The organism is Acinetobacter sp. A2, from assembly GCF_048537555.1.
Taxonomy (GTDB): domain Bacteria; phylum Pseudomonadota; class Gammaproteobacteria; order Pseudomonadales; family Moraxellaceae; genus Acinetobacter.
In genome coordinates, this window is record NZ_CP183239.1 from 2,573,227 (window position 1) to 2,590,095 (window position 16,869).

The 16,869-nt window shown below is 40.3% G+C and carries 16 protein-coding genes; 5 read left to right on the plus strand and 11 right to left on the minus strand.

The window, feature by feature from the left end; translation table 11 throughout:
• Positions 1–59: 59 nt before the first annotated feature.
• The 5 genes from ACNS8M_RS12250 (at position 60) to ACNS8M_RS12270 (ending at position 6,262) form a co-directional block, all read left to right on the plus strand.
• Positions 60–1,091, plus strand: a complete 1,032-nt coding sequence (locus ACNS8M_RS12250; RefSeq protein ID WP_419224849.1) for a lipase secretion chaperone — start codon at positions 60–62, stop codon at positions 1,089–1,091.
• Positions 1,092–1,570: 479 nt separating this feature from the next.
• On the plus strand, positions 1,571–2,953 hold the full coding sequence (locus tag ACNS8M_RS12255) for an IS200/IS605 family accessory protein TnpB-related protein (RefSeq protein WP_419224850.1): 1,383 nt from the start codon (positions 1,571–1,573) through the stop codon (positions 2,951–2,953).
• 68 nt (positions 2,954–3,021) lie between these two features.
• A complete protein-coding gene (locus tag ACNS8M_RS12260) occupies positions 3,022–4,002 on the plus strand; it encodes an esterase/lipase family protein (protein ID WP_419224851.1) in 981 nt (326 codons plus the stop codon).
• A gap of 208 nt (positions 4,003–4,210) precedes the next feature.
• A complete protein-coding gene (locus tag ACNS8M_RS12265) occupies positions 4,211–5,179 on the plus strand; it encodes a lipase family alpha/beta hydrolase (RefSeq protein WP_416710142.1) in 969 nt (322 codons plus the stop codon).
• A 102-nt stretch (positions 5,180–5,281) separates the two neighbouring features.
• Positions 5,282–6,262, plus strand: a complete 981-nt coding sequence (locus tag ACNS8M_RS12270; protein ID WP_419224852.1) for an esterase/lipase family protein — start codon at positions 5,282–5,284, stop codon at positions 6,260–6,262.
• A gap of 67 nt (positions 6,263–6,329) precedes the next feature.
• Here ACNS8M_RS12270 and rplS read toward each other — a convergent pair whose 3' ends face one another.
• The 11 genes from rplS to ACNS8M_RS12325 form a co-directional block, all read right to left on the minus strand.
• Positions 6,330–6,701 (minus strand): 50S ribosomal protein L19, encoded by a 372-nt coding sequence (gene rplS, locus ACNS8M_RS12275; protein ID WP_004974529.1) that lies wholly within the window; start codon positions 6,699–6,701, stop codon positions 6,330–6,332.
• A 172-nt stretch (positions 6,702–6,873) separates the two neighbouring features.
• The gene (trmD, locus tag ACNS8M_RS12280; protein WP_419224853.1) at positions 6,874–7,623 is read right to left on the minus strand and encodes a tRNA (guanosine(37)-N1)-methyltransferase TrmD; all 750 of its coding nucleotides are present in this window, start codon (positions 7,621–7,623) and stop codon (positions 6,874–6,876) included.
• A gap of 42 nt (positions 7,624–7,665) precedes the next feature.
• Positions 7,666–8,214 (minus strand): ribosome maturation factor RimM, encoded by a 549-nt coding sequence (rimM, locus tag ACNS8M_RS12285; protein ID WP_104852625.1) that lies wholly within the window; start codon positions 8,212–8,214, stop codon positions 7,666–7,668.
• A gap of 28 nt (positions 8,215–8,242) precedes the next feature.
• Positions 8,243–8,500 carry a 30S ribosomal protein S16 gene (rpsP, locus tag ACNS8M_RS12290; protein WP_004974526.1) on the minus strand — a complete coding sequence of 86 codons (258 nt, stop codon included), beginning with the start codon at positions 8,498–8,500 and terminating at the stop codon, positions 8,243–8,245.
• A 138-nt stretch (positions 8,501–8,638) separates the two neighbouring features.
• Positions 8,639–9,124: a type IV pilin protein gene (locus tag ACNS8M_RS12295; RefSeq protein ID WP_419224854.1), complete on the minus strand. Its 486-nt coding sequence runs from the start codon at positions 9,122–9,124 to the stop codon at positions 8,639–8,641.
• A gap of 13 nt (positions 9,125–9,137) precedes the next feature.
• On the minus strand, positions 9,138–9,614 hold the full coding sequence (locus tag ACNS8M_RS12300) for a type IV pilin protein (RefSeq protein ID WP_419224855.1): 477 nt from the start codon (positions 9,612–9,614) through the stop codon (positions 9,138–9,140).
• 9 nt (positions 9,615–9,623) lie between these two features.
• Positions 9,624–13,949 carry a hypothetical protein gene (locus ACNS8M_RS12305; protein ID WP_419224856.1) on the minus strand — a complete coding sequence of 1,442 codons (4,326 nt, stop codon included), beginning with the start codon at positions 13,947–13,949 and terminating at the stop codon, positions 9,624–9,626.
• Positions 13,950–13,973: 24 nt separating this feature from the next.
• On the minus strand, positions 13,974–14,783 hold the full coding sequence (locus tag ACNS8M_RS12310; protein ID WP_419224857.1) for a pilus assembly PilX family protein: 810 nt from the start codon (positions 14,781–14,783) through the stop codon (positions 13,974–13,976).
• Positions 14,780–15,763 (minus strand): PilW family protein, encoded by a 984-nt coding sequence (locus ACNS8M_RS12315; protein WP_419224858.1) that lies wholly within the window; start codon positions 15,761–15,763, stop codon positions 14,780–14,782. Before ACNS8M_RS12315 ends, ACNS8M_RS12310 begins: the two co-directional genes overlap by 4 nt.
• A 1-nt stretch (position 15,764) precedes the next feature.
• On the minus strand, positions 15,765–16,274 hold the full coding sequence (pilV, locus tag ACNS8M_RS12320; protein WP_419224859.1) for a type IV pilus modification protein PilV: 510 nt from the start codon (positions 16,272–16,274) through the stop codon (positions 15,765–15,767).
• Positions 16,274–16,759 (minus strand): GspH/FimT family pseudopilin, encoded by a 486-nt coding sequence (locus ACNS8M_RS12325; RefSeq protein ID WP_419224860.1) that lies wholly within the window; start codon positions 16,757–16,759, stop codon positions 16,274–16,276. The genes pilV and ACNS8M_RS12325 overlap by 1 nt, the downstream gene beginning before the upstream one ends.
• Between the last annotated feature and the right edge of the window lie 110 nt (positions 16,760–16,869).

Sequence of the window (16,869 nt, forward strand, 5' to 3'; positions counted from 1 at the left end):
TTTTATGGCATATTGAAACCCGATTAAAAAAATAAAACAGATGAAACAGGTGCATCGGAATGCAGAAAAATAAAATATGGATTGTTTTAGCTGTTGTGATTCTAGCCATTGCCGCTTTGGTGTATTGGCTGATGCCGCAGTCAGGCACATCTGAATCTACTTCTCATGAACAGACTGCAGATACACAAAGTGCTGAACAGATACGCATGCAGCAGGCCATGCACAATAACGCTGCCGCGTCATTTTTAAGTCCAAGCCAGCAAGATACCGAAATCAATTGTCAGCTCAGACTAGATTCAAGCAACCGCCTGATCGTTAATGAACAAACCCGCAATTGTTTTGAATATTTTATTACCCAATATGGCGAAAAGAGCCTTGAAGCAATCAGCACAGATTTTAAAGCCTATATCACGCAAAGCCATAAAGAACCTGCTTTATCGCAAATTTTAGATTTATGGCAGCGTTATTTAGACTACAGAAATGCGTTGGGGCAACTGCAAGCACCGAACTTGAGTCAGGAAGATCCGCAATATTACCGCAGCATTTTTAGCAATATGCAAAACCTGCGTAAACAGTATTTTTCAGATTATGAAATTGAAGGTTTATTTGGTACGGAAGATATCTACCACGAATACACCTTAAAACGCATGGCGGTGATGGATGATAAAAAATTGTCCGAAGCTGAAAAAGCGCAAAAATTACAGGAATTATTTAAACAACTCCCGCAAGATTGGCAGGAGAATTTAGAACAGTTAAATACTTTACAGGATTTGCGCAGTTTAACCGCAGCAATTAAAGCACGTGGTGGTTCTGCCGCAGAAATTCGTGATATGCGTCTAAACTTGGTAGGCCCAGAAGCTACCCAGCGTTTAGAACAGTTAGATGGACAACGTAGTCAGTGGAAATCTCGGGTACAGAACTATTTGACTGAGCGTGATCAGATTATGCAAAGCGGTATGAGCCAAAATGCCAAACAACAAGCGGTACAACAACTGCGCACCCAGCATTTTAGCAACCCTCAAGAACAATTACGTTTAGACACTTTTGAACAAGTGCAGGATCAGGGCGGTAAACTGCCTTTTGCAGATTAAACAACTACTGTATTCAACTCCAAAGAAATAGGGCAAATCACTGCCCTATTTTTTTATTGTTTCAGTGCACCCTTTCACACATTTCATGCAAGATATTAAGTTACGCATATACTTAATATTTAAAGACATTTGTATATTAAATTAATTTTACAAATCTGATCATTCACAGCCTAGAACTGTCCTCAAATGATATGTTTTTTATGTATGGCACATGGAAAAATATCGAATCGTACAAAAAATAGTCGTAGATGACTACCAATAGGCAACAAAGACTAAGCTGTAAGGGAGTAATTAACTATAACTAAAAATATAGGCAAATATTTGCATAAGTGCTCATTTTGTCTATGTCGATTCAGTAGTGGCAAGGTGGGTATTTATTAGAGATTTAAATGATTATCTTTTGTATTTTAGGTGAGTGTCTTGGTATATTAGCATCCATATCTATTGATTATCCAATCCCTTAACCTAGGCATGACTTTGTGAAATTAACACGCATTCATCACTGTAAAAACTTGAATCGAGAAAAGTATAAGCAACTTGAAAAACAAGCTGTTTTACTTGGTCGTGTTCGCAGTGAAGTTTGGGCTAAATATGGTGCTGTTGCAGGCTTAAATATCAGTGACAGGGCTATTCGTGATGCGTGGATGAAAGAAGGTCGCAACTTCGGTGTATCTGCAAATGCGTGGAAAGAAACCCTGCGTGACTGTATGGGTGATATTAAAGCCTATCGTGAAGCTGCCAAGGAAAAGGTCAAACAAGCTATTCGCAAACGTACGACTTGCGACAATGAACGTAAAAGACTCTATACGCTGCTAAAAAAAGATGAATGGACAACAGATAATTTCCTCCATCGTCAGATGCGTAAGCATTTTCGGCATGGTGTGAATCACACGCACAATCAAATCATTGTACGTGCGGATATGTGTAAAACCTTTGAGTTAAACGGTCAATGTTGGCTTAAAGTACCAAGCCTAGTACCTCGACAAACTATTAAAGTTCCACTAAACACCACTATGGAATTTGCACCGCAAGGTACGTTAAGGATTGTTCTTCGGAATGAAAATATCGAAGTTCATTCCACTTATGATGCGGTTGAAACTCAAGATTGTGGTCAAGAAACTGTTGGTGTTGATAAGGGCTATTCAGAAGCCTTTGTAGATTCTGATGGTGATGTATATGGGAGTGGTCTAGGCAAGCTGATCTCAAGTGAATCAGATTATTTAAATCAAAAGTACAAGCACAGAAACAAGCTCAGAGCGATTGCTAAAGCTAAACCACACAAGAAACAGAAAATTGAGTTAAATAATCTAGGTCGAAAAAAACTAGATAAGCGACAAGATACTCAAAAAGCAAAGCTCAAAACATTAATATTTACAGCAACTCACAAGTTGGTTGATAAAGCCAAAGTGATTGTTGCGGAAGATTTAACATCCCCAATTCAAAGTAAACGCAACTATGGCAAAAACACCAATAGACGCTTAAATACATGGGCTAAAGGTTTGTTAGCTAATGCCCTAACTTCTATATCTCACCGTAGAGGTTCTACGGTGCATCTAGTCAATTCTGCATATACTTCGCAAAGTGATTCTTTCTTGCATGGCCTTTTAATAGGTACACGTAAGGGAGATCGTTTTCACCGTTTCAATGGGGAAGTTGTGCAAGCTGATTGGAATGCTGCGAGAAACGTGCTTGCAAGATTAAACGACAATGAGATAAGTCGTTATACGCCTTACAAAACTGTAAAGCGTATATTGCAAGAACGGACTGACCGCTACAAGTCGGAACTGACCGACTCAGGCTCTAGTTACACGCTTGGCAACAAGACATTAACAGAGTGCGAATTAGTCCTTTACTATGTTTGACCACATTTTAAGGAACAGGCGCTTAGATCACAATTTTTCACCATAAAAATAAAGAACACAGGATTGTTATGACCATGATCAATTACACACGTGCCCTTTCACTGGCAGCAATTGGCTGTCTATACGGAATGACAAGCACAGCCCAAGCAGCGCCAAGCGTTTTAGCTGTTCAGGAACGAGTCAAATCAGACTATGCCAAAACCAAATATCCATTGTTAATGGTGCATGGCTGGCTAGGCTGGTCACGCATTGGCAATGAAACCTTCAACATGGATTACTGGTATCAAATTTTGCCTGATCTGGCACGTAATGGCTCGACCGTTTTTGCAGCACAGCTCTCGCCTGCACATCGTACAGAATTTCGCGGTGAACAGTTAATTGCCCAAGTCGAAGAAGTCATGGCCATTACAGGCAAGGCCAAAGTCAATTTAATTGGTCACTCGCATGGCGGTCCAACGGTGCGTTATGTGGCTGCCACCAAACCTGAATATGTTGCCTCAATTACAGGTGTAGCAGGTACATTCCGTGGTTCAAAAGTTGCCGATGATATCCAAAACAATCGGTTATCACGTACCGCTTTTAATATTTTGGGCGATTATATGGTCGCACCACTGATTAGCTGGGCACAAGCTCAACCCGACATGCCTATTGATTTTGATGCTTCAATGGCTTCACTCACTGAAACGGCCTCTGCCGATTTTAACCGACGTTTCCCAACCACAGCGCTTGCTGCCAACTGTAATACCAACGGTGCCAAAGTGGATCGTGGGATTCATTACTATTCTTGGACAGGTGTTTCACAAACCACCAATTTACTGGACATTGACAGTATTTTAATGCAATTAGGGCCGTTGTCTTATGGCCACAAAGACAATGACGGAATGGTCGCGCGTTGTAGTACCCATATTGGCCATGTGATTCGAGACAACTACCGACTGAACCATACTGACCTAGCCAATATGATGTTTGGCTTAACAGGGATATTTTCACCAGACCCTGTAACTTTATTCAGACAACATGCTAACCGTTTGAAACTTCAAGGTTTATAAGGTATTTATTTACCTCAGGTTTGATTTTACCCATTAAACGTGTTGTCACGGGTATCACTTGAATATCCCAAAAAGTTGTACCACCACAATGCTTTTTTGAACACCATTTATCATTCAGGGCTTGCTTTATGGTAAGTTTCCTGAATAATAAAAGTTGACAATAGATGTTGTCATGCTAGGAAAGCACAATAAAAATAGAGGATGTTATATGAAATATGGACTATTCATTGCAGGCTTAATTGCAGCAAGCACATTCACCACTGCGCATGCATCAAATGCAGACCAAGTGAAATCCAACTTTGTTTACTCTAATTATGCCAAAACCAAATATCCAATTGTGTTTACTCACGGCATGGCTGGGTTTACAACGATTGGTAACGACCAACTTGGTGTCGACTACTGGTATCAAATTTTACCGAATTTAGCACGTAATGGTGCGAACACTTGGGCAACCCGCGTATCTCCGTTTAACTCATCAGAAATTCGTGGTGAGCAATTGGCTCAACAAGTGGATGAAATTCTGGCAATTACGGGTGCAAGCAAAGTGAACTTAATTGGTCACTCACATGGTGGACCAACCATTCGTTATATAGCAGGTGTAATGCCCTCTAAAGTAGCTTCACTCACTGCGGTAGGTGCACCAAACAAAGGTTCACCAGTGGCTGACTTTATTTTAAAAGTACAGGGCACACCACTTGAACAGCCCTTAATTGATATGGTCAATTTGGTTTCCAAAACCATTACTTGGGCACAAGGTTTAGACCCAAACAGCTATCCACATGACTCATTGGCAGGTGCAAACAGCTTAACTTTAGCTGGCTCAGCAGAATTTAACAAAAAATTCCCAATGGGTATGCCAACCACCAGTTGCGGCGAGGGCGCATATCAAGAAAAAGGTATCCATTTCTATTCATTTACAGGTACCAGTGCAGTCACCAACGTACTTGACCCAGATTCAGCCATGTTAGCCACCAGTTTACTCATTGATAATGGTCGCGATAACGATGGTCTGGTTTCACGCTGTAGTGCTAAATTTGGTCAAACTGTTCGTGATAATTACCATTGGAATCACTTAGATGAAGTCAACCAACTGTTAGGTTTAAAAAGCATTTTTGCTCCAGACCCAGTTGATGTCTATCGTCAGCATGCCAACCGTTTAAAACTACAAGGTTTATAAAAATCACCTCATATCCCTGCTATTGCCAAATACTCTAGCAGGGATTTTTTATATCTCCACCTCAACAACAGACCAACAGCTCATCCAAGAATAAAAAAACCTATGAAAATAACGCATCTTCTTACTGTTGCGGGTTGTTTATTACTGAGCAGCAACTTTAGCCATGCATCCAACTTACAAAAAGTGGATGCAGCTTTCGTACTTTCCAGTTATGCCAAAACCAAATATCCAATTGTGTTTGCACACGGTATGGTCGGTTTTAATCGACTTGGCAGCGATGCACTGGGTATGGATTACTGGTATCAAATTTTGCCTGATCTAGCACGGCATGGCGCACAACCTTGGGCGGCACGCATGTCACCCTTTAATTCTAGCGAAGTTCGCGGTGAACAATATGTTCAGCAACTCCAAGAAGTTATGGCCATTACAGGTGCAAATAAGCTTAATCTAATTGGACATAGTCATGGAGCACATGCGGTTCGTTATGCTGCAGGCGTAATGCCACAACACGTTGCATCAGTCATGACCATGGGCGGTGCCAATCAAGGGACTGTCGTGGCTTCCGATGTACTTCAAGTTGCCAACAGCACGGGGACGTCTAAACTCCTCAATCTACTCATCAGCAGCTTTGGTAAAGTTATTTTGTGGGCACAAGGTTTAGACGGCAATGCCTTTCCACATGATGCACTTGCTGCAGGGCAAAGCACCTCCATTGAAGGTACAGCCGAATTTAACCAACGCTTTCGTGTAGGCTTACCCTTAACCGAATGTGGCGAGGGCAAAGCCTATGAACAAGGCATATATTTGTATTCAATGACAGGCAATAAAGCCGTTACCAATTCATTAGACCCGAGTGATGCAGCGATGCAAGCCCTTGATTTTCTCTCTGCCCATAAAGCAGGTAAAAATGATGGAATTGTATCTGTATGCAGTGCCAAATTTGGCAAAACCATCCGTGATGATTTTGTTTGGAATCACCTAGATGAAATTAATTTATTGTTCGGTATCAAAGGAACATTTGCACCCGACCCTGTAGCCATCTACCGTCAACATGCCAACCGCTTAAAATTAAAAGGCTTATAAACTCAAATTTCAGACATAAAAAATGCGCCTAGACGGCGCATTTTTTAGCTGTAAAGCAAAGTTAAAATTAACCTTGTTTACGTGCTGGTAATTTCTCACGAATACGTGCAGCTTTACCAGACAATTCGCGTAGGTAGTAAAGTTTAGCACGACGAACGTCACCACGACGTTTCACTTCGATTTTAGCAACGATTGGAGAGTGAGTTTGGAAAACACGCTCAACACCAACACCGCTAGAAATTTTACGTACTGTGAACGCAGAGTTCAAACCACGGTTTTTCTTCGCAATTACCACACCTTCAAATGCTTGAAGACGCTCACGATCACCTTCTTTTACTTTTACTTGAACGATAACTGTATCGCCTGGTGCAAAAGCTGGGATGTCTTGCTTAAGCTGTGCATTTTCAACAGCTTGTACTAAAGGATGCTTACCACTCATGGGGTATCTCCAGTATGTGTGGGTCAGAAGAGGTCTGATTTCCACTGGGTATAGAGGCTAAAGCGCATAAACCCGATTGACTTTCCCTTTATGCCTGACCGCTTCAATGCATAAAGAGCCTATTTAAGACTACAAACCAACTGCCTGTAGCCATGGTGCTTAGATAAACCAGTTACTTGGTCTGTCCTTGCGAATCTTTTAGCCATTTTTTCTGCTGCTTGCTCAACTCAACTTTTTCAATCAACTCAGGTCGACGTTCAAGTGTACGTTGATAACGCTGCAAAAACCGCCATTTTTCAATATTGGCATGATGACCCGATTTTAATACTTCAGGCACATCCAACCCTTCAAAATGGTCTGGCTTGGTATATTGTGGGCAATCTAAAAGACCATCCACAAAAGAGTCCTGCACATGTGATTGTTCATCAGACATCGCACCCGGAAGTCTCCGGATAATACTATCCAACAACACCATCGCTGGCAGTTCACCGCCCGATAAAACGTAATCGCCAATCGACCATTCCTGATCGACATAATGCTGAATTAGACGCTCATCGACACCCTCATAACGACCACACAATACAATCAATCCATCATATTCAACGAATTGCTGTACTGCAGTTTCATTTAGGGTTTTGCCTTGTGGTGACATATACACCACTGGCACATGAACTGCCCCCGCTTGCTGTGCAAGGTTTTTGGCATGTTGGATTGCTTGCGCCAACGGCTCCGCCATCATCACCATACCTGGACCACCACCAAATGGACGTTCATCCACCCGTTTGTAGTTGCCCTGTGCAAAATCACGTGGATTAATACAAGTAATTTGCATTAAATCGCGTTTTGCTGCGCGTCCGCTAATACCGTAAGCTGTAATCGCTTCAAACATTTCAGGAAAAAGCGTAATGACTGCAAAAAACACCGCAGACTCCTCTATTTTCCTGCTATGTGAATCCTGAAAGGATTAATAATCTACGCCCCAATTCACGTAGATACGACCCGCTTCGAGATCAACACGTTGCACCACATCTTTATGCCATGGAATCATGCGCTCTTCGCTATCGACACTGGCAGCAGTTGCGCGAACCACCATCACATCGTTAGCACCTGTTTCAAACAGTTCATGGATTTGACCGAGATTAATTTCCTGTTCGTCATCATCTAGACCTAACACAGTTAAGCCTTTTAAATCTGACCAGTAATACTCATCCACACCTGGTTGAGGCAGTTGCGCTTTTGAAATCCAGATATTTGCACCAACTAAGTTGTCTGCTGCGGTGCGATCACTCACACCTTTTAAGCTGACCACCAAGCCTTTGCCATGTGGTTTCCAACGTTTTACATCGACCATTTGCCAACCTGCTTTGGTTTCAATGTACCAAGGCAGATAGTCAAATATGTTGCTCATGGGTTCTGTATTGGAATAGACCCAGAGCCACCCATTTAATCCATAAGCTGAACGTAGCTGTCCAATCTGAATACGATCTTCGGGCACATTCTGTGTTGGTGTCATGGGCTACCTACGACTTAATTTGTAAAAATTATGCAGCAGCTGCAGCTTTCTTCGCTTGAGCAGCTAAAGAAGCAACACGTTCAGACGGTTGAGCGCCTTGAGCAACCCAGTGTGCAAAACGGTCAGCATCTAAACGAAGTTTTTCTGCTTTACCTTGCGCTGTAGGGTTGAAGAAACCGATACGCTCGATGAAACGACCGTCACGCGCATTGCGGCTGTCAGTTACAACGATTTGATAGAATGGACGCTTTTTAGCACCACCACGAGTAAGACGAATAACTACCATGATACAACCTTATAGTTTTTACGGATTATTCATGTACCGACCACCGGAACACTTCAAACCCCTTTCATAGAGGGCAATATTTTACGCGAAGTTTGCCCTGAATGAAAGATCAAAAGTTGGTTATCCACAATTTTGAATTTATTTATCCTCCCACTTAGCAGTACACACAGTTGCTGGTATTGGATTATTATCAGCATCCACACTTGCTACTACATTCGCGGTATCATTATTCTTATACCAACATTGCTCACCGGCAGATGTTAAAGTTATTATCCCTGTACCTTTTTGCGGACTCGTAGAGAGTGGTGTCGCTACCAAGATATAATGTACCGGTAAATTTTTAGTATTATTTAATAATTGAATACTAATATTATAATTAGCATTACCAGATTGCGGAAATACAGTACTACCAATTTTAGCTATTGTTAATCCATTAAGAGTTTGGTTAGCCAATTTATAACTTTGTGCTTTATGCGAAAGTTCCATCAAATAGGCTTGCACTTCGGCACGCTTGACTCGTTTAACATAAGACTGATAACTAGGATATGCAATTGCAGCAATAATAGCGATCACAGCAATTACAATCATAAGTTCAATTAATGTAAAAGCATTATTTTTTTTCATCGAATTATCCTAATCAGCATGTATTACTTGAAACCGTCAACACAGTATCACTTTCACAACTAAAACCTCTCGAATTTAGCAGAAATGATTTTGCTCGACGCAAGGCGTTAGATTTAGTCTGACTAGGAATAGCTATGATTTTCCACCCTTGACCTAACTCTGTATCTTCTAAACTTTTACTAGAGTCATTAATATCCACAATCATAATTTTGTAATTAAAATCACTACCACTCCCATAGGGCAAATGTATAACTCCTTTATCTGTCCCCTCCTGATTCTCAGGTATAAATTCAGCGTATGTAAGTTGTTTTCCTTTATAATTCTCCAATCTTTCACTTAGTTTTTGCATTTCTGCCTGTGCTTCTTTTTCATACGTCTTAGCTACGAAATATTGATAACTAGGCATGGCGATCGCTGCAAATATTGCAACGATCACAACCACGACCATTAACTCAATCAAAGTATAACCATGATTCAAATATTTAGGCATTCGTCCTCCTTACCACTCAAACCAGCGTGTCGGACGGATCACACGTTGTTGTGAATATTTTTTCAGTGATTGGTCTACTGCTGTTTGTGTATTTGTATCACAACGCCCTACACATTTCTCCCCAGCGGGCGCAATAGGTCCAATTAACTGTGTAGTACGTGCTGGATTTGTTAATCCACCTAATGTCGATCCAATGATACCTTGATAAGCAGTAGTGACATGTGCTGCACAGTCTCCGTATGGTGCACATATGCGGTGGATTGTCGATAATCCCTGAACGCCCCCACCACATGAATTATCCGAAACAGTGCCAAGTGATGCCTTAGGGTCATAGATGCTGACATACAAGTCACCCATGACAAGCTGTGGCTCTTCAAATGCTTTAGCATAGTAATTATTCGCAGGTGTTCCATCACCTTGAGAAATAAGTTCAAAATACCAACCACGTTTTGTTCCGCTGCTTTCTAATAATGCTCTATTTGAGTCATTTAAGGTGGTTTCACCATTACTTGTAGATACCGTTAACCCATTAATAGTTAATATATCTGTTCCAGAACTATTTTTACCAACACTTCCTCTGTTCAGCATATTGCCTGTATCACCCATAGTGGCAACAGCTTGGAACGACCCAGAATAAGATGCCTTTTCTATACCATTCTTTGCTGCATCGTAATCTAAGATCCCGTAAACTTTATTCTTAACAGGTGAACCTTTTAATGGGAAACTCCTGTTTCCTGATCCAACAGAAACAAATACATGTCGTTCAGAACCATTACCAAATACAGCTGTAGTAACACGATCATAGAAACGTGGAACAAAATTGGTTTCTGCCAGATTAGCGATCTTTTGCACACGTACTGCGATATTTTTCTTCGTGTTATTCATATGTGCCAAATTGTTTAAATCGACACGGAAAATCTGCCCCCCTAAATCAGCGAAATAGATCATGTCTGCTAAACCATCAGAGTCATAATCCCGCACAGCTGGTTGAGCAACTACACTATATTTTACATCTTCATGTTTTGTTTTATCGGTAGTATTTGTTGCACTAATACTAGAACTTGTTGACCAAATTAACTCACCAGTTTCAGCATCAATCACATACAACGCATTCCCCATGGTTGGCAGAGATGATGGTGTTTCTACCGTTTCATTTTCATATTTTTCTGCATCGTAGCCACCACCTAAAATTAATACGCGCTTGCGTTTTCCTTCATGACGTATTTCAGTAATAGTTGGTTTATTCCAGATTTGTGCTATACGATCAAAACCCGTAGTCGAACGATCAATATGAAATAATAATTCAGGTGCAGTTACAGACTTAATATTAAGTCCATAAAACCCGATACCCCCCATACGCAGACCACCATAAGCACGTAAGACACTCGCCTCATACGCTGTAGTTGTGGTTTCACCAGAAGTGGTATTTTTTACTTTATATTGTGCATCAATCGCCCAAGGAGCATCCACACCATACACTAGCCCCGCGCCTTTTGGTTCTTTACTCGCCAATGCATTCGCTTGATTGGTTAGAATTTCCTTCGGCACAAACACTGATTTTTCTACACCTGTGGATGCATCTACGATATGTAGTCCACCCTCCATAGATCCATATACAACATACTCTTCACGTGACTCAACAGCATTAGCGCCTGAACCAATTTTTGCCTCTTTAGTCGCCAGAACAGGTGTAGAATGAACCACACCTCCCATATAACGATATGGGGATGCTGGCACAGTTGCAAAACCATTAACCTGTGCCGTTGTCAAAGTCGCTGGAGTAGTTGTTGGGATAGGTGCTGCATAGCCCAAATAATTCAATAAAGCATAACGCTGACTTGCAGAAATAGTATTAGAAAGAGCGTTTGCACCCGTAACATCGGTGGCAATATTCTCCTTGGTCACTTTTTTCAGTGCCGTGCCATCTATAGTATAAACATTACGCACACTATCTGCTTTACTAGGTTGATTTGAAATATTCAGTTGAGATGGTACTGGAATTTTATTTAAGCTTCCTCCACTCATAACATCCGAATGATCCTCTGTCGATACTGCTATCGACCACAAATCCTGAGCGGTACTATTAATTTTTTGCTGATTATTGTCCGTTGTATAAATTGAATTATTATTTTTATCTTTCAATGTTCCATCAACGATTTTATATTTTTTTAAGTTGCCCGCCCATGTCATATATTTTTGACCCGCCGCTGCTTCTGAATCATCCATCGGGCTGATCATCGGGAAAAATCCTTCCGTCACGATCTGAGTTTGATCCAAAGGATCGCGTGGGACTGAAATAGAGCCAAGACTTGTTGCTGTAAATGGCACTTGAACCTTGGTCACAAAATCCATAATACTATTTTTAATATCTTCTACATTTTCTGCATAGTAGAAACCACCATCGCCATATTCTTCACTCCCCCACTTGCATGCATTATAAGCATCAGGGTTTGTTTCACGGATAGCCTCACAATTATAAGTACCATCAGACTGGACAACATCAGCAAAACTAGAACCAAACCCAACCACTGCAGTTTTAATATTCATATTCGCTGGGTTTTTTTGAGTGCTCGAGTTTGCAGTGCGATTCCTTAATTTTTTAGCATACTCACCAATGTATTCCCAACCACCAGTCTCATCCGTAAATACACTTGCCTGTAATTTTGGTGATTCCAGTTGATTCGTTATAGGTTTCCCTGTGAATTTATAAGTATTATCTTTTAATGTTAAGTTCATAATGTTTTGCGCCATATCGTCCTTGGTGGAGTTAGGTGCACCGTCGGTTAAGAAGTAAATACCGTTACCATTACACTCACTTGCAATACCGCCCGCTTTATAATTATCACCATCCTTTAAGGCAGCGTCAGCGTACATAAAGCCACCTACATTATTCTCAAATGGGGCGTTATTAGTACTACTCATCGTTTCTAATGAGAATGGACTGCTTCGATAAGAAACCATATTTTTTGTATCAGAGCCGTGGTGATCCCAAACTTTTGTACCAATTGGTTCAATGTCCATTGGTTCATGATCTACTTTTAACCACCCTCCCCAACGCCATCCTACCGGAAGCATTTTATGTAGTTCCCAAACACTATCTACCTTTCCAAATCGCTCTATAAACTGTGGCGGAGTTACTAGATTCCATCCTCCCTCTGGCTTCGGCTCATAAATTTTAACCGGATAGTGCACATTTATGTTCTTTCCGTTAACCCATTCATTAACCCATCTATCACCTGGACCTTTAGTATTTGGGTCATAAAAAACTCCGCTTTTATCCATCCCCCTATTCCACTCATTATCACAGAATTGAGCTTTTGTACCAGGCACACCATCACCAGTATTTCCATCTAAACCCACACAAACATAATACAATTGTTTTCCACGATCAGGATCTGTATAGTTCCCCCACATGTCTCTAGCACTACTATTATTTTTAATCACAGCATAACCATCATATACAATGGTTGTTTTTTTTGGGAATGTTCTTGGGTAGACACCTGTAGTGGTCCCCATCATATATGCACCCGCTTCTGCATAAGCATGGGCAGTTGGTGTACCACTAGATGCTTTAAAAACATTTGGATAACTTGTGCTGGTTAATTTTAGATTGCTATTTGCTGTACCATCTTCATTGGTTGTCGTATCAATAGATTTAATACTCGCTAGCTTTCTAATGAGTGTCTCTCGTTGACTCGCTGTTAACTCAGCAACTGGCACTAAAATTGTACCTGAATGACCATCTACTACTGCGTTAGCAGTAGTACCTACTGTTACAGATTTTTTTACATTATTTTCCATATAGAATGGTCTAGACGAAAAATGACCTAAACCAATTCTTACTTCATTATCCAGACTATCATCCGCCAAGAGTTGTATCACCGCATCCTTTAAGCGAGATAATCTATCGAATTTACCGGTAGCGGATTCAATTAATTTACCCGTACTGCCTACCGTTGCCGTACCGCACCCTCGTAAATAATAATCTATGGTTTTACCATTGATACTGACGGTTTTTTTAAAGGCTGTTTTTGTACTATTAGCCGGTTTAGCGTTGTAAGCCCACTCTTTAAACTTGACATTACTTTCTGTCACTTCAGTGGGTGCACATAATGAAGTCTCAACGTCGCCGGGACTACCATACGCATTGTCACGGGGTAAAACCAAAGAACTAATCCCCATACTGCCCGATGTATCAAGCATGAGTAAAATAGAGGTTTTACCACCAGAATTTGGTCTATAAATAGTTAAATCACTGGCATGTGATGCTGGTATAACTGGCAAAGCCATAATTGGAAGCGTTGCCATCATTCTAACTAATGGTTTTAATTTCATATTATTTCCCCAATTCTTCCTGGCTTAAGTTCTACTTTCAGACAAATTAACTACATATTCCGCAACTTGGGTATTTACTGGAACACCAAGTTTACTTAAGCACTCATGTGCTGTTTCCACTTTCACTTGACCTGTGGTTAAATCCGCTTGATTACGTAGTGAAACATCATCTAAAAGACGTGTTTTTAAACATGCTTTAATTTCGCTAACAGATGCTGTAGATAATGCTGGAGCAAGTGTTGTAACAATTACTCTGACACGCTTAGTTTCTACATTCACATCTTTTAAATCTGTGCCTTGTGCTGTTAGATCAAATCGGTTTAATTCAACTGCAGGATCATCTGGATTGATTACAGCTACTTGAGTAACTAACGCTTTACGGCTAATTGAAAACATCGTTTCAGGATCACAAAATGCATCTATATCACCTGAACTAACTGTTTCTGCGGCTAACACTGAATTGGCTGCCTTGCGCTCAATAACCCTAAAATCTCCTAGATTAAAAAACATGCTATTTTTTAGAGATTTATTAGTTGAGTTAATTTCTGTAGGTTTATAACAAAACTGTAGTTCTTTTCCTTGATTACCATTCAATAACACTTGCCCTACAGGCGTTCTAGCGATATTGGTCGCCTCATTTTGGTTAAAATTTCGCTCCAAATGACTTAAAGCCACATCAGAGGTTTGCATTAATAAAGCTTGTACTTGAGCATTCGTCGCCAGTTTTAAACTAAATAAACTATGTCGAATCGCATATAATCCAATCACGCTAATAATAAGTAATAAAATCATTACCACAATGAGTGTTGCACCACGTTGCTTTTTATTGATCATGGCATCACTCCTACACCACCATTACGAAGTGCAACACTTGTTGTATAAACATGCCGCATATATTTATCATCTGGTGGAGTTAAAGTTGTATCTAAAACCTGATATGGCCTAACATCTAAAGAAGGTAATTTTTGACTTGACCGGACTAACCAACCTATATTTATACCAGTAATCGATGGACGCTGAGTTGTGGTGGTTACCGGTAAACTTTGATAATCTGCAATTGACATAGTTCCGTAAGTGCCATCAGAATTTCTCACATTTAACTGCACGTGCATATAGTCAACATTAGGAGCAACTAACTCGCCTGATAATTGGCTATAGTCTCGGTCTAATACCTCTGTTGCAGTCCAACCACTGCCAGCAAGTATTTCCTCACCTTTAGCTAAAAACATTGCATCGGCACAATACAAATCAGCAGAGTTCGTTGCTGTATTTTTTTTAATATAGTAACGTTCTACAACAAACCAGCCTTTGTACAGTTTAATTGATCCTTCTGTAGTATCTACTGTACGTTGAGGTCCTTGTGCAGTACGCCCAGTACAAGTAAACATTTGCATTGGTGCTTGATAAATAATGACTAACTGATCACTATTTAAGGAGCCAAAACCACTAGCATCATTTTCACTTGCAGAGATTGCTGAAGCAGAGTTAAGCAGAGTTCCACCTACTTTCAGATTATTTAGATTGCCATCTCTTACAGGAGTAATATTTTTTGCACTTTGTGCTGATAAAACTATTCCACCATATAGAGTTTCATCATTGATGGCCCCAGCATTTCCATGATTAGCAAGACGTATGTTTTTTGTTACCGCATTAAGACTAAATACCCCACTATCTTGAATAGTAGCTGCGGCTTGTTGAATTCTATAGTTTGACTGACCACTTAATATAAGTTGCATAGCAATAGCAACAAGAATTAACCCCAAAGCCAGAGAGATCATTAATTCAATTAGCGTAAAACCTTGAATTTTATTCATATCAATACGCCTCTAATATTAAGCAATCTGCTTTATCAGCATATTTACCAGTTGATGTTAGACATGATTTAGTTGTACTTGTATCCGTAGCTTGTTCAGGCTCAGTATCATTCCACGCCGCAATAATACAGGCCCGATTTTGTAAATTAGAGGTATTAGGACAATCGACAACTTGTAAATATATATTTTTAGCTTTTGCATTTTCTGTATACATATACAAATCTGCTCTAGCTTGATTTGCAGCATTACAATTTTTATTAGCTACACAGGAAGGCTGTGAGGAAGGAGCACTTTCTTTATAAGTTGAGACCGCGCTTGGATTTAACCTCATTTTTTCCGCTAAACCATTTAAGATAATTAAAGCATCAGAACGTTTAATCGATTCTTCAGTAGCTACGGTTGCTCTTACTTGTAAGGCCACGAAGCCTAAAATTGCAATAGACAATATAAAGAGAGAAACCAAGACTTCCATCAGACCAACGCCTTTTTGAGATCGAATAACTTCCTTCATTAGCATGCGTCCCCTGACTCAGTTTCTACTGTCCCTGCTGCCGACAATGTCAATGTATAAGACTTGCTACCACTACATAGCTTTACTTTTTTTGATGAGGTTTTACCAAGATTATTAAATATAAAAAAATCATCTTTAATAGATGCATCAAAGACAACCTTATTATCTCGCTCCACAATAAATACATTTGAGGACTTTAAAGCAGTTGACAATGAACCGAACCCTGGAAGTTTCTGAGCACAAGTAGTAGAGGTAATATCCCCATCTGTATTGCTTTTATTTATACATACCACTGTTGCAGCACGCGTTAATAATGCTTGGCTTCTCGCTAATTGCAATTGAGATTTTAAATCCATGACATTTGTTTTTAATTTTTGTTGATTCATCAGATTGCCAAAGGAAGGAGCTGCCAGCGTTGCAACAATTGCAAGCACCCCAATTGTCACCATGAGCTCAATTAACGTAAATCCATTCTTTTTATGCATACTCCCCCCAAGACACAGACTTTGCCCTATTAAAAATAGTAACCAACAACTTTACAAAACCCTCACACTTCAGGATAAAAGGCATAAAAAAGCAGATAACCGTCATTCAA